The organism is Corynebacterium afermentans subsp. lipophilum, assembly GCF_030408375.1.
Taxonomy (GTDB): Bacteria; Actinomycetota; Actinomycetes; order Mycobacteriales; family Mycobacteriaceae; genus Corynebacterium; species Corynebacterium lipophilum.
On sequence record NZ_CP046530.1, the window covers coordinates 827378 to 840504 of the forward strand.

At 67.2% G+C, this 13127-nt stretch carries 13 protein-coding genes; 5 read left to right on the forward strand and 8 right to left on the reverse strand.

The features are described from left to right. Window positions 1–5 precede the first annotated feature (5 nt). Window positions 6–644: a Fic family protein gene (locus CAFEL_RS04020; protein ID WP_194560340.1), complete on the forward strand. Its 639-nt coding sequence runs from the start codon at window positions 6–8 to the stop codon at window positions 642–644. 16 nt (window positions 645–660) lie between these two features. Then, a complete protein-coding gene (locus tag CAFEL_RS04025; RefSeq protein ID WP_194560339.1) occupies window positions 661–1761 on the forward strand; it encodes a Dyp-type peroxidase in 1101 nt (366 codons plus the stop codon). On the opposite strand, the gene CAFEL_RS04030 is transcribed toward CAFEL_RS04025, so the two are convergent. Next, a complete protein-coding gene (locus tag CAFEL_RS04030; protein WP_194560338.1) occupies window positions 1744–2784 on the reverse strand; it encodes a sensor histidine kinase in 1041 nt (346 codons plus the stop codon). The genes CAFEL_RS04025 and CAFEL_RS04030 overlap by 18 nt on opposite strands. Continuing rightward, on the reverse strand, window positions 2781–3455 hold the full coding sequence (locus CAFEL_RS04035) for a response regulator transcription factor (RefSeq protein ID WP_228496376.1): 675 nt from the start codon (window positions 3453–3455) through the stop codon (window positions 2781–2783). Before CAFEL_RS04035 ends, CAFEL_RS04030 begins: the two co-directional genes overlap by 4 nt. An 89-nt stretch (window positions 3456–3544) precedes the next feature. On the opposite strand from CAFEL_RS04035, the gene CAFEL_RS04040 reads away from it, so the two are divergent. Together CAFEL_RS04040 and CAFEL_RS04045 are read left to right on the forward strand one after the other, a co-directional pair. After that, on the forward strand, window positions 3545–4384 hold the full coding sequence (locus CAFEL_RS04040) for a DUF418 domain-containing protein (protein ID WP_194560337.1): 840 nt from the start codon (window positions 3545–3547) through the stop codon (window positions 4382–4384). Then, a complete protein-coding gene (locus tag CAFEL_RS04045) occupies window positions 4365–5213 on the forward strand; it encodes a trypsin-like serine protease (RefSeq protein WP_194560336.1) in 849 nt (282 codons plus the stop codon). The genes CAFEL_RS04040 and CAFEL_RS04045 overlap by 20 nt, the downstream gene beginning before the upstream one ends. Here the strand turns inward: CAFEL_RS04045 and CAFEL_RS04050 are convergent. From CAFEL_RS04050 to CAFEL_RS04075, 6 genes are all read right to left on the reverse strand, one after another. Further along, entirely contained in the window at window positions 5210–6313 is a 1104-nt protein-coding gene (locus CAFEL_RS04050) for a hypothetical protein (RefSeq protein WP_194560335.1), read from the reverse strand. The two genes, CAFEL_RS04045 and CAFEL_RS04050, sit on opposite strands and share 4 nt — an antisense overlap. A gap of 47 nt (window positions 6314–6360) precedes the next feature. Next, window positions 6361–8337 carry a bifunctional metallophosphatase/5'-nucleotidase gene (locus CAFEL_RS04055; protein ID WP_194560334.1) on the reverse strand — a complete coding sequence of 659 codons (1977 nt, stop codon included), beginning with the start codon at window positions 8335–8337 and terminating at the stop codon, window positions 6361–6363. Between the two features lie 70 nt (window positions 8338–8407). Then, window positions 8408–8950 (reverse strand): DUF488 domain-containing protein, encoded by a 543-nt coding sequence (locus tag CAFEL_RS04060; protein WP_194560333.1) that lies wholly within the window; start codon window positions 8948–8950, stop codon window positions 8408–8410. Between the two features lie 25 nt (window positions 8951–8975). Beyond that, window positions 8976–10508 carry an HNH endonuclease signature motif containing protein gene (locus CAFEL_RS04065; RefSeq protein WP_194560332.1) on the reverse strand — a complete coding sequence of 511 codons (1533 nt, stop codon included), beginning with the start codon at window positions 10506–10508 and terminating at the stop codon, window positions 8976–8978. Window positions 10509–10616: 108 nt separating this feature from the next. Then, window positions 10617–11750, reverse strand: coding sequence for a hypothetical protein (locus CAFEL_RS04070; protein ID WP_194560516.1), 1134 nt, complete (start codon window positions 11748–11750; stop codon window positions 10617–10619). 37 nt (window positions 11751–11787) lie between these two features. After that, window positions 11788–12285: a DUF1707 SHOCT-like domain-containing protein gene (locus CAFEL_RS04075; protein WP_194560331.1), complete on the reverse strand. Its 498-nt coding sequence runs from the start codon at window positions 12283–12285 to the stop codon at window positions 11788–11790. 48 nt (window positions 12286–12333) lie between these two features. Between CAFEL_RS04075 and CAFEL_RS04080 the strand changes: the two genes are divergently transcribed. After that, the gene (locus CAFEL_RS04080) at window positions 12334–13107 is read left to right on the forward strand and encodes a MerR family transcriptional regulator (protein ID WP_194560330.1); all 774 of its coding nucleotides are present in this window, start codon (window positions 12334–12336) and stop codon (window positions 13105–13107) included. Window positions 13108–13127: the final 20 nt, after the last annotated feature.

The following is a 13127-nucleotide window of genomic DNA, read 5'->3' on the forward strand; positions in this document are numbered from 1 at the left end:
AAGGCATGCACGCGACCGATCTGCTCGACGTCATCTACACCGCCGGTGTCGTCTTCGACGGGCTGTCCACCAGCCGTCCTGCCACCGACCGCTACCTGCGCTCGGGCGATACGGACGGGGTGCGTGGCCGCGGTGATCTGGCGTTGCTGCAGGACCTGGAGGCGGCGGCGGAGTTCGTCATCGCCACCGCCGGCGAGCCAATTACCGCGGCCTATCTTGGGCGCATCAATGCGCAGCTCACCCGCAGCGCCGCGCTCAACCCTGGAAAGCTGCGCCGGGCGGAACAGGGCATCGGCGTGCACACCGCCCACGGCCGGCACGAACCCGCGGCGCTCACGGCTGAAGAGCTCGACGCGCTCATGCAACAGCAGCTCAAGCTTGACGACTCCCTCCGGTCCGCCGCACACCTCTTCGTCGAAGTCGCTCGAGCCCAGCCTTTCGAAGACGGCAACAAACGCACCGCGATCTTCGCCGCGAACAGTTACTTAATCGGCCAGGGGGCAGGTGTGCTGATGGCGGTGCCGCACGACGACGCGGACCCGTCGGTGAGCCGCGAGTTTCACGACCTGCTCGCTCGGGCCTACGTCTTCGGCGAGACAGGACCGGTAGTGGAAGCCCTGGTCCGGCACAACTCGCGCCAATAGGGAATACTTAACCCCCATGACGAGTAAGAACCAAGCAGAAGTGACCCAAACCGTGATCCTCCCGCAGTCGCGGGACGCGCTGTTTATCACCCTCGGCTTCAAGGAGGGCGGCGAGCAGGCGGCGCTGGATGTGCTTTCCAGCCTGTCCAGCCTGACCAACGGCGTGGGTTTCCGCTACCCGGAGGCGCACTTAAGCGCGGTGGCCGGCGTCGGCGCGAAGATGTGGGACCGCCTCTTCGCGCTGGACAAGCCGGAGCACCTGCACGAGTTCGTGGAACTTCAGGGCGCGAAGCACCACGCGCCGTCCACCCCGGGCGATCTGTTCTTCCACATCCGCTCCGACGAGTTCGACGTCGCCTTCGAGCTGGCGCGCCGCATCAACGCGATCGTTGAGGACGCGATCGACTACCACGACGAGGTCCACGCCTTCCAGTACCAGGACTTCCGCGACCCGCTCGGCTTCGTCGACGGCACCGAAAGCCCCCGCGGCCAGGAGGGCGTCGAGGTGGCGATCATCCGCGACGGCATTTGGAAGGGCGGCAGCTACATCGTCGAGCAGAAGTACGTGCACAACCTCAAAGACTGGAACACCCTGCCGGTGGAGGAGCAGGAGCGGGTCATCGGCCGCACGAAGCACTCCGACATCGAGCTGGACGAGAAGGCCCCGAACAGCCACGTGGCCGTCAACCAGGTCGAGGACGAGGACGGCAACGGCCTGGAGATCGTGCGTAACAACCTCTCGTTCGGTGACGCGCTGGGCAAGCAGGGCACCTTCTTCATGAGCTACGCCCGCGACCCCCGAGTCACCGAGGTGATGCTGCGGCGCATGTTCATCGGCGAGCCGGAGGGCAACTACGACCGCATCCTGGACTTCTCCGAGGCGCTGACCGGCTGCAACTTCTTCGCCCCGCCGCGGGTGTTTTTGGACCACTGCGCCGACTACGCTCACGCCCATCTGCGCGGCGAGGGCGGCGGGGAGCCGAACCAGCCGGCGATCAACCTGCCGCAGGGCAAGGCGGTCTTCCCGGACCGCGCGGACGTGCCCACCTCCCACAACGCCGAGGACGTCGAGGCGGCGAAGGCGCGCTTCGAGGGCGCGTTACGCAGGGAGCAATAGCTTTACGACGAGCCCGCCCCCGGCCCGCGGCGCCAACTCAACCGAGCCGCCGTGGGCTTTCGCTATCGCCTTGACCAGGGCCAGACCCAGCCCGTGGCCGGAACCCGAGGTGCGGTGGGCGCGGGCGAACGGCTCGGTCCAAGTGGCGACCTCGGCGGGGTCGAGCGGGTCGCCGCCGGATTCGACGGTGATCTCGGCGCCGGCCCCGACGCGCCTGAGTGCGATCGAGCCGCCTGTGCCGTGGATGGCGGCGTTGCGCGCGAGGTTGTCCACGGCCTGGCGGACCAGGGTGGGGGAGGCCTCGACGGTCAGCGGCGCGCCGTCTGCGGTGTCTACGGGCATGCCGTGGGCGGCGCCGACCTCGCGGCACACGGCGGCCAGGTCCACGGCCGCGCGGTCGCGGACCTGCACGTTGGCCAGCTGCAGCAGCGAGGAGACGGTCGCGGCGTTGCGGGCGTTGACCTCGCGGATCCGGCCCAGTGCCGGGCGCAGGTCAGCGTCGTCGCCGGAAAGCGCAACGTCGGCGACGGTCTGAATGGTCGCGATCGGGGTCTTCAGCTCATGCGAGGCGTTGGCGGCGAAGCGGCGCTGGCGCTCGACGGCGTCGGCGAGCTCGTCCAACATGGCGTTGAGCGCCTCGGCCAGCTCGCCGACCTCGTCGCGGGGGCCGTCGTAGTCGATGCGGGCTTTCAGGTCGCCGCGGGTGACGGTGCGGGCGTCGTCGGCGATGGAGCGCAGTGGGGTGATCACCAGCCCCGCCACGAACCATCCCACCACGCCCGCAAGCGCGGTGAGCAGCGCGAGCGCCCCCAGGGAGGCGAGGAGGATGCGGCGCAGGATCTCGTCGGTCACCGGCACGGCGCCGTCGATGACCACGCCGTCGTCAGCGCCCGGAAACGACGCCATCACCGGCACCGGGGTCAGCTTCAAATAGGCGTACACCAGCCCGATCAGCGCCAAGCCGACGCCGAGGACGGTGGCGATGAACATCACCGTGATCCGTGCCCGCAGGCTCAGCCTCATCGCTCCGCCTCCGCCACGTAGTACCCGGCGCCGGTGACGGTGTGCACGATGCGCGGCTCGCCGAGCTTCTTGCGCAGGTGCGACACCGTCACGCGCGGGGAGTTGGTGAACGGGTCGGCGTTTTCGTCCCACGCCTCGGCAAGCAGGTCCTCGGCGGAGATCACCCCGCCGCCGGCCTCCATGAGCACCTTGAGCACCGCGAACTCCTTTGGGCTCAGGCTCACCGGTGCTTCGCCGCGGGTCACCTCGCGGCGGAAGGTGTCCAGGCGCACATCCCCGCAGCGGTACACCTCGCCGCGCGACGGCGCGTTGCGCTTGGCCAGGGCTTTAACCCGCGCCACCAGCTCCGGCAGCTCGAACGGCTTGGCCAAGTAGTCGTCGGCGCCGAGGTCGAAGCCCTCCAGCCGGTCGTCCAGCGCCCCGGACGCGGTCAGCATGATCACCCGCGTGGCGGGCTGGGACTCCACGACGTGCCTGCACACCGCGTCGCCGTGCACCCCGGGCAGGTCCCGGTCCAATACGACGACGTCGGGCGGCAGCTCGTCGATAAGCTTCAGCGCCTCAAACCCGTCGTAGGCGACGCGTGTGTGCATCCCGGCGCGCGAAAGGCCGGTGGCGATGGCGTCGGCGAGGAAGGCCTCGTCGTCCACGATAAGCACCCGAATTGTCATGGTTGCGATCGTATGCGCCGCGGTGTTGCGGAGACATAAACATCCGGGTTAACGCGGGCGCAACACGCGGGTTCGTAGCTTCAAGCGGCATGCAGACCAGAATCGTTGGAATCGACGCGGCCCGGGCGGTGGCGCTCATCGCGATGATCGTCGCGCACCTCACCGCGCCGGGCGGCATCGCAGCGCAGCTGCTGTTCGGCTTCCCCGCGGGGCTCTTCGCGTTCCTCGCCGGGGTGTCCATGGGGCTGATGCGCGCCCGGCCGGCGCAGTTCGTGGTGCGCGGGGCGTGCCTGATTGCGCTGCACTTCGCGCTGGTGCCGTTCTCCGGAACCATCGAGGTGGTCCTGGGCACGATCGGGGTCTGCATGATCGTCCTCGCGTGGGCGCCGAAGCTGGATTCGGCGTGGCTTGCCTGGCTCGCCTTCGCCGGCACGTTGGGCTCCGCGGCACTCGCGCCGTCGAGCTCGCCGTACCCGCCGCTGATGTGGGCAGTGCTCATGGTCGCCGGGATCCTGTTTGCGCGCCACATGCCGCTGCGCGCCGGGGCGGTCGTCGGGTGCGTGCTGTTCGCGGCCGATGTTGCGCTGCGGTGGTGGGTGCCGTTGCCCCCGCTTCTCGACGCCACCGGCCACGCCGGCGGGCTCGTCGATGTGGTGGGGACCGCCGGGACGTCGATAGGCATCTGCTCCCTGTGCTGCCTGGCGCAGCGATGGCTGTGGTGGCTCGCCCCGCTGGGACGGATGACGCTGACCCTGTACTGCCTGCATGTGCTCAGCGCGCAGTGGGTCGGGGTGTGGGCGAGCTTGATCGGCGCGGCCGTGATCGCGTACGGCTGGCTCGCTGTGTTTAAGCGCGGGCCGATGGAAAGTATTGTTCGCCGCCTTACGGCGGTGGTTGGAAAGGAAAATAATGAAAAAGTTGGCGCTTAATGTTGCGGTTGGTGTTGCGGTTGGTGTCGCTGTGGCGGCGCAACCGGCGTGGGCGATGGAATCCGAGCAATTCGCCGGTGATGCGGCGGAAGCCGAACCGGTGGTCTCGGTGCGTGTGGACGACTCCGACCCCGACGACGGCGTGTGCACCGGCACCGCCATCGACCCGCACTGGGTGATCACCGCCCGCCACTGCGTCGAGGCGGCCGCCAAGCCGGGCGGCTCGGTGCGCACCGGCCAGGGCGAAAACCAGAAGGTGTTCCAGGTGGACCGCCACGAGGTCGCGCCCCGCGGCGACATCGCGTTGCTGCACACCACCGAAGACATGGGGCTTTCCTCCTACGCTTCGGTTGCGGACACGGTGCCGTCCGGGGAAGTGAACATCTACGGCTGGTCCTCCGACGGCTCCGGCGGCTCGACCAAGCTGCCCGCCGCGGAGGCGACGGTGCGCGGGGAATCGCCGCTCGCGCTTTTCGACGCTCCGTCCGCCCTCGACGTCGCTCTAAAGCACGGGGCGCGGATCCAGCCTGGCGACTCCGGCGGCGCCATCTTCTCCGGCCGCAAGGTCGCCGGCGTGATGTCGGCGGGCCTGTTCGAGGACCCGGAAAACCCCACCGAGGAGGAGATGAACTCCAACGGCGCGGTGGCGGTGGCGCCGGTGGCGGAGCAAGCCGAATGGATCCGCGGCGTGGTTGCGGGTTCGGCGGATGCTTCAGGGGGCGAGTCCTCGGAACCCGCCGTGTCCCTGCGCTACGTGGTGCTCGGCCTCGGCGCGCTCGCGCTGGTGGCGGCCGGGTTCGTCATGGCGACGCGCCGCAAGGCTCGTTAGAGAATCTCCGCGCTCTTGTATTGGCTCACGCGCAGCGCACCTGTCGGCATGGAGGTGTCGGTGGGGAAGTGCACGTGCTCCGGGGCGACGGTGAGCCGGACGCGCTCGCCTTGGAGTCGTTCCCACTCCAAGCCGTCGAGGCGCTCGTTACCGCGCGCGCTGATCTCGCGCCGGCCCAAGGAGACGTACTCGGCATCGCGCGAGTACACCGAGCCGGCGTGGTGGTGGTCGGTGAACTCGCGGGGCGCATCCAGCTGGAGCAGGAGGTACTCGCTGGCGGGGTCTTCACCGTTCGGCATGCTGTCGATGAGCTCGGCGCCCGTCTTCGCCACCACGGTGCCTTCGACGACAACATCAGGCTCATCGACGGGCGCCGGACCGCGCACCTCCGGCATGGAAACCGTCAGCTCGCCGGCATCGAGGGCGGCGCGGTCCTGTGTCGGCTGCCAATTCACAGTCAAATGGCCGGGGCGAGGGTACTGCACGTTCATTTCTTCGGGCTCGGTCGGGGCGGAAATGGTGGCGCCGTCCACGTCGTGCCATACCGTTGAGCCGTCGCCGGTGCCGCTGACCCAGTGCGCCTGAAACAGGCCGCGGCCCAGCTGGGACGCCTCCACGCCGGCGCGGCTGCCGCCCGCGCCGGCGGCGCCGTAGATCAGGGACTCGCCGGAGGTTTGCAGGGAGCCGCCGTCGGTGGAAAACACGAGCACGCGGGCGAAATGGTTCGAGTGCTCGTCGGAGCTCATGGAGCTCAGCAGCAGCTCGGGCGCGCCGCCGCCGTTGGCCTCTACGAGCGCATAGAAGTACTCGCCGTCGGGCACGTGGTCGACCTCGTCGCGGCCCGGGCTGGGCACGTTGAAGTTGTAGGCCTCTGGGTCGTCGAGGACCTTGGCGTACTCCGCGGGCCATTCGGTGGCGCCGCTGTTTTCTTCGGTGGCATCCTCTGGGGCCGAAGGTGCCCCGATTTCGGTGGTCACCACCTCTCCCGAGTCGGGATCAACCCACTCGGTAGCGGTGACGACGACCGTCTCGCCGGCTGTGGAACAGGAAGCCAGGAAGAGGGCGCAAGCGAGCGGGGCCAGGGCGCGGGAAACCTTCATGCAGCTAACGATAAGCCAGTCGCCGCGCACCCGCGCCGGCAGGCCCGCTAGCGCTTAGCGATCGGCCCCAGCACCCCGTCTACCGCAAACGGGAACAGCAGGGCCACCAGGTTGGCGAGCCCGAAGGCGCCCGCGAGCGCCACCGGGATGATCCAGCCGAGGTTGCCGGAGCTCGAGCCGTTGTCGGCAGCGGGCTCTGGCGTGCTCGGGGCGGGCTTGCTCGGCTCGGCCTGCCCCGCGGCGGGCGCGACCTCGACGGGGACGGTCACCTCGGTGCCGGCGTCAGTGGTGATGCGCAGCTCCTGGGCGCCAGACATCCCCGCCGGGACGGTCAGCTTCACGGTGGCGGTGCCGTACTCGTTGGCGGTCATGTCGCCGTTGTTGGGGGAGATGGTGGCGGAACCGGAGGCGTCGCCAAGCGATGCGGTGGCGGTGGTGGCGGCCTCGCCCTTGTCGAAGAGGAGGGAGCTGAGCTCGATGGTTGCTTCCTTGCCCGCGGTGAGCGGGGCGGGGAGGTGGACGCCCACGTTTGACTGGCCGGTGCGCTGCTTCTGGCCGGAGCTGAGCGCCTCCACCAGCGCGTTGAGGTCCACGTAGCCCAAGTTCGCGGGCTCGGAACCCTTGGTGAAGGCCTTGAAGTTGTCGCCGCCGGCGAGCAGGAAGGTCGAGCCGGCCACCACGTAGGTCTTCTCCGGGTCGATCGGGGCGCCGTCGACGGTGACGGAGGTGATCTTGGAACCGACCGGCGCGGCCGGGTCGTAGGTGTAGGAGACGTTGTCGGAAATGCCCAGCGGGAACATGGGGCGGTCCGGGTCGTCGCGCCACTGCTCCTCCAGCGCCTGTACCACGTCGGAGCCCTTCAGCTCGACGTAGGTGTTCTCGCCGCCGAACGGCTGGACGGAAAACGCCTGCTCGTAGGTGACGTCGCCGGCCTCGAGCTCGGCGCGGACGCCGCCCGCGTTCATCACGCCGATGTCGGCGGTGACCGACGAGTTCTGGGTCACGCCCTGGCGGGTCGCTTCCGCGATGTAGTTGTTGAGCTGGGACTCCTTGTCGCCCGCCTTGTACAGGTCCTCGTCCGTGTGCCCGATGACCTTCTTGCCCTCGGTGCCGGCCTTCGCCAGCGCGTCCTTGACCACGGCGTCGATTTCGGGCTGCGGGGTGTCGCAGGCGCGGATCGTGTCGGCGTCGAGAAGCTCGGCGTTTCTCACGGTCAGCTTCTTGGTGGCGCGGTCGAAGCTCAGGTCCACGTTGGCAAGGTTGGCGCCGTAGGAGCCGGCCTGGATCAAAAGCGGCTTCTCGCCGGTGGGCTCGATCGACTGGTGCGAGTGGCCGAGGAACGCCACGTCGACGGCGTCCGAGAACTCGTCGGCCTTGATGCCGCCCTCGTGCACGAGTGCGATGACCACGTCGGCCTCGCCGCTATCTTTTAGCTGCTCGGCGAGCTTGTTCGTGGTCGCGACCGGGTCGTTCCAGGCGATGCCCTCGATGGACTTCGGGTTGACCAGGTTCGGCATGTCGTCGGTGATGGTGCCCACGAAGGCGACCTTCGCGCCGTCGAGGTCCTTGACCACGTAGTCCTTCGTGTTCTTCACGGTCTTGGCGTTGGCGGCGAGGTAGTCGAACTTCGCGGCCGCGGTGACGCGGTCGGAGAACTCAGCGGCGCCCTCGTCGAGCTCGTGGTTGCCCAGCGCGGAGACCTGCAGGTTCATCAGGTTGAGGATCTCCAGGGTGGGGGCGTCGTTCAGCAGCTTGGACGCGAAGGGGGAGGCGCCGATGTTGTCGCCGGCCGAAGTGAAGACGTGGGTCTTGCCCGCGGCGGCCTCGTCCACGGCGCACTTGAGGTGGGCGGCGCCCGGGACGTTCTTCGTCTCTTCCCAGTAACCGTGGAAATCGGTGACGTTGGAGATGGTGAATTCGGAGGTCTCGGCCGCCATCGCCGCCGGGGCGAGGGGCGTGAAGGCGGTGGCGAGGGCGGCGGCGGTGGTCGCGGAGATCAGCTGGATGCGGAAGCGGGCGGACACGAGGGGCCTTTCTTTCGGTCGGGTTGTGTGAGAGCAACCTTAGAAAGGCCGTTTTGCGGTGAGGTTTCTATCAGGTGAACTCTGGGTAGCGGACAAGGAGGTCGTCGCCGATGACGGCACCTTCGTTCAAGGTTGCCTCACTTATCGACGCCCCCTCCGCCGTCGCCCCCATAATGTGGCCCACATCGTCCCCGTGGGCGATGAGGTGGTCGGCGATGATGCGGCGGTGGCAGCGCCACCACACTGCCTCGGAGCACATCACCGCGGTGGGGGTTTCGGCGGCCTGGTCGCGGAGTTCGGCGAGGGCGCGCGCGAACTCGTCGCCGAGGGCGTGGTCGGCGTAGTTGTGGAAGCTGCGGTTGCGCCAGTTGCCGTTGACCTCGAAGGGCACGGTGCGCGAGACGTTGCGGCGGCCGGTGAGGCCCTCGCTGCGGCTGTAGGCGATGCCGTGCTCGGGCAGGTGCGCGGCGAGGTGGTCGTCGTTGAACCACGGGTACTTGCGGGACCCGGGGAGTTTGCGCACGTCAACGATGGACTCCACCCCGGCGGCAGAAAGCATCGCGGTGAAGTCGTCGAAGTCGAGGTTGGAGTGGCCCACGGTGTAAATGCGCATACGGATAACGCTACGCGCGGGGGAGTCACACCCGTATCGGGGTCCAGGTGTCTTTCATCGGCGGGTGGCCGGGCGGGTAAAACGCCGGGTCGCGACCAGCATGTTTGGCGCATTCGCACCGGCCCTTCGCCGCATAGATCCTGCTCACCGCCGAATGTTTCGCTGGGACCGATTGGTTGAATTTCAACGGGTCACCGGGTCGCCGTCGGAACCCTGACCTGCCCGTATTCGGGTCGAAATCCATGTACCCCTTGTTAAAGGAGCCGTCTCTGTGGTCGTTGTTGCATCTGTGGTGCTCGCGGCATAGCCCGGTGAGGTTTTCAATGTCGGTGTTTCCACCTTTGATCCACGCGAGGATGTGGTGGGCCTCGCATTCCGACATAGCCGCGGTGCAGCCGAGCCAGGAGCAGACCCCTTGCACCGCGAACATGGCGATGCGCTGGGCCACCGACGCCAGTCGGCTGGTGCGCCCCATCCACAGCGGCACGGAGCTAACCCCGTCGACCTGCAGCAGGAAGTCGGTTGTGCCGTCCATGCCTAGGCGCACAAGGTCGAAGCAGTCCACCTCGATGCCGGTGTTGGTGTCGAAGAGCATCGCGGCGTCGCCGTCCGCGAGGTCGTCCAACGTCAGCGCAAGCACCACGGACGCGGCGCCGTCGTTCGACTTCTGGCACTGCTCCTCGTACTGCTCGAAGATGGCGAAGAACTGATCGAATCGGCGTTGCTCCGGTGTGCGCGAATCCGCCTCGCCCTGCAGTTCCTCCGGCAGGTTCGAGTTCGGTGCCAGGCCCTTGTCCATGTGCGCCTTCATTAAGGCCGCGTGGCCGGCGGTGGCGTTGATGTGGATGTCCACCATGCCGTCTGCCTTGCGACGGCCAAAGGTGGCACTCCTCTTTTCAAACCCGGCGTTCGGGTTGGAGTGGGGCGCGTGCTTCCGGTTCGCCGCGTTCACCGCCTTGCGCACGAACAGGCGCAGGTCCTCGGGGCTGCGGTGCAGTGCCTCCTCCATGGCCTCAGAATGAATGCGGGTTCGCTCGCAGGCCGCGGCCTTGAGCAGCTTGTCCAGCTCGCGGCGGATAATGTCCTGCTTTTCCGCGCTGACCTTCGACGAGTTCTCGCGCGCTTTCTTCTGGCGGGCGCGTTCTTCCTCGGCGGCAGCCTCCGCGGCGGCCTGGGCCTCGGCCTCGGCATCCTCCCCGGTCATGTCGAACAGGTCCTCCACGTCCTCGGGCGGGGGAGGGGTGGGCTCCGGCGGCGCGCCGTACAGTAGCCGGCCGCGCTCGAGGCGGTTGTAGGCCTCGCCCTTGGACAGGTCCAGGCACTGCTGCAGGTAGGCGTTCGGGTAGTTGGCGCCGACGATGCGTCCGGCATCGTCCCGGTCGGCGATGAAGGCAAATGCTGCGTCGATAGTTGCCTTCTTTTTAAACTGCTCCTCCAAGCGCTCCATGTCGTGCCGGACGTCCTCAAATGCGAGGGTGGAGGGGTCCTCGAACAGCGTGCTAAGCGTGCGCAGTGCTGAAGCAATCTCGTCGACGCACCGGGTGATCTCGCTGGTCATGGCTCCTCCTTCCTGCCGGGAGTGCGGTTGTTTGAAAGTGATGAACTCAATCTAACAACGCGCCCGACACCGCCATCGCGAAATTCGAACACCCATTCGATCTAGGGGCTAATTTAGCACTTCAATATCACTTGGAGAGAGGCCGAGCTGACTGCCAAAGGGGAGGCTTGCATCGGACGAGTAACCGAAGTCGCCCGCAGGAACATGCAGCCGCACCCGTTTTCCCACGTACTGGTCCCAGCCGTTGGTGTAGTCGATCGTGCCGTACTTGGTGTACTGCACGGATCCAAGGCGCGCGAAGGGGCTTTCCTGGGCGACTTGAGACCCAGCCTTGTTCGCCGTGACGCTCACGGGGGAATCGAAGACTAGCACGTAGTATACGTTGTCTGGGTCTTCATCATTCGGCGTGGGACGTCCTTGTCGCGCCTGTTCGGTCGACCACGCTTCCACGTTTCCGGTGAAAACTGCGTCACCATTTGCGGCAACAACCGCCGGTCCCTCCTCCGTAGCAGCGACGCTTCCGCTCGCACTCTCGCCGGAGGGTGGAAGCACCGTCAGGTTGCCGTCGTGAAGCGGCTGCGGGTTGCTCACCGGAATCCAGTCGATGAGTTGGTGGTCCGGGAGGAGGCCGTCGCTAGGGAAGTTCTCCTTTGCGCTATCGCTTAGCGACGTGCCGTTCAACGCGAACAGCTCAGAAACGGATTCCTTGCCCAGCGACGAACCACTGATCTGGTACACGCCCCTGCCACCCGCGGACGCCCGCACCGCCAACCGGCCGCCACCATTGCCGGGCGCGCCCATCATGAGCACGTCCGTGGACGCGCGGGCCTTGCCGTCCTCGCCGATGGTGAACACGATCACTGGCGTGGTGTCGCTGCCGCCGACCGCGAGCAGCAGCTCCGGCGTGCCGCCACCAGTGGCCTCAACCAGCGCGTACTCGTAGGTGCCGTCGGGGGTGTACTGCGCCGCGGCGTTTACCGGGTAGTCGCCGGGGTGGGAGAGGACCCATTCGTACTCGGTGCGCCAATCGGCGGCGTCCTCAGCCTCACCAGCAGCCTGGCCCTCTGCCGCCCCCGCAGCCTCAGTTTCGCCCGCCTCAGGCTCCACAACCTCACCCGAATCCGGGTCCACCCACTGCGTGGACGTGACCATCACGGTCTCGGGCTCGCCACCCCCGGCGCAACCCGAAACCACCCCGACAGAACCGACTACAACAAGCGCGAGCGCGCGACGAAAACGCATGCGCCCACTCTAACCGGCGGGAGCGGGAAACTCTCGGCTATTTCCCAAGCTCCTTGCGGCGTTCGGCGGCGAGTTTCAGCCGCTCGGCGCGATCGGAACGTTCCTTCTCCAGCAGTTCCTCGAGGACCTCGTCTTCCTCGTTGGAGATGTCGAAGACGGCGTACCAAGCGACCGCGAGTATGCCCATCACCGGCCACATCACCCAGGCGTAGTCCAGATCCAGCCCAATCTGCAGCACAAAATAGACCGCCAAACCGCCGATGAGGGTGGTGTAGATCGCGGTGTCCATCTTCCGCTTCGCTGCGAGTTTCTCATCCAGTTCGATCTCGGACGGTGTCCGTTTATCCAATGCGACCGGTTCGGCCGGGAGGTCGTCGAAAAGCATCGAAAGCTCCCCGCGCGTGCGCGCAACTGCGGCTTGACCTGTGCGTTCTTCGAACTCTCCCACATCCAGGTAACCGTCTGCGAACAGAGTGCCCAGCCGGTCCAGCGCGTCCGAACGCTCGGCGTCGCCCACGCGGATTTCGTCCATCATCGCTCCCAACTTGCGCTTGCCCCTGCGGCAAGCTGTTCAATCGCAGTCATGACAGATGGTATCGAGTACACGATCGGCGAGGCCGCCGAGGCTCTCGGGGTTTCCACCAAGGCGTTGCGCCACTGGGAGGCGCTCGGCCTCATCGCACCCGCGCGCACGTGGTTCGACCACCGCGTTTACAGCGAGGCGGACCTCGAGCGCGGCGCGGCCATTGCCCTCTACCGCGGAGTCGGCGTGCCGCTTGCGCAGATCGCGCAGCTTCTCGACGCCTCCGGAGCCGCCCTCACCCGCGCCCTCAAGCACCACCAAGAAGCACTCGCTTCTCGACGGCGCACGCTCGACGCCCAACTCACATCTGTCCAGCACCTCATTGACAACGCAACGAAAGGATCCATCGACATGGACGCAATGAAGAAATACCTCGGCGAAGATATGCCTGCCTACCAGAAGGAGGCTGAGCAGCGCTGGGGTGATACCCCGGAGTGGGCGCAGTCCCAGGAAAAGCTCGCTCAAATGGGCGAAGGTGACTTCAAACGCCTCCAGGAAGAACAGGACACGCTCGCCACGGACTTGGTCAACGCCCGCGACGCCGGTGTCGAGCCCGGCTCGCAGGAAGCCGAAGCCCTGGTGGAGCGCCACCGCGCAAGCATCGCCCAGTGGTACGAGGCGACCCCGGCTCGCCAACTCATCCTCGCGCGCATGTACGTCGGCGACGCGCGCTTCCACGAAGCCTACGGCGGCGCGCAGGACTACCTGCTCGAGCTGGTCACCGCCCACGCGGCGGCCGAAGGTGTGGACGTGGACAACCCGCAGTGGGGCTAACCACGCCCCACTTGTCCTCC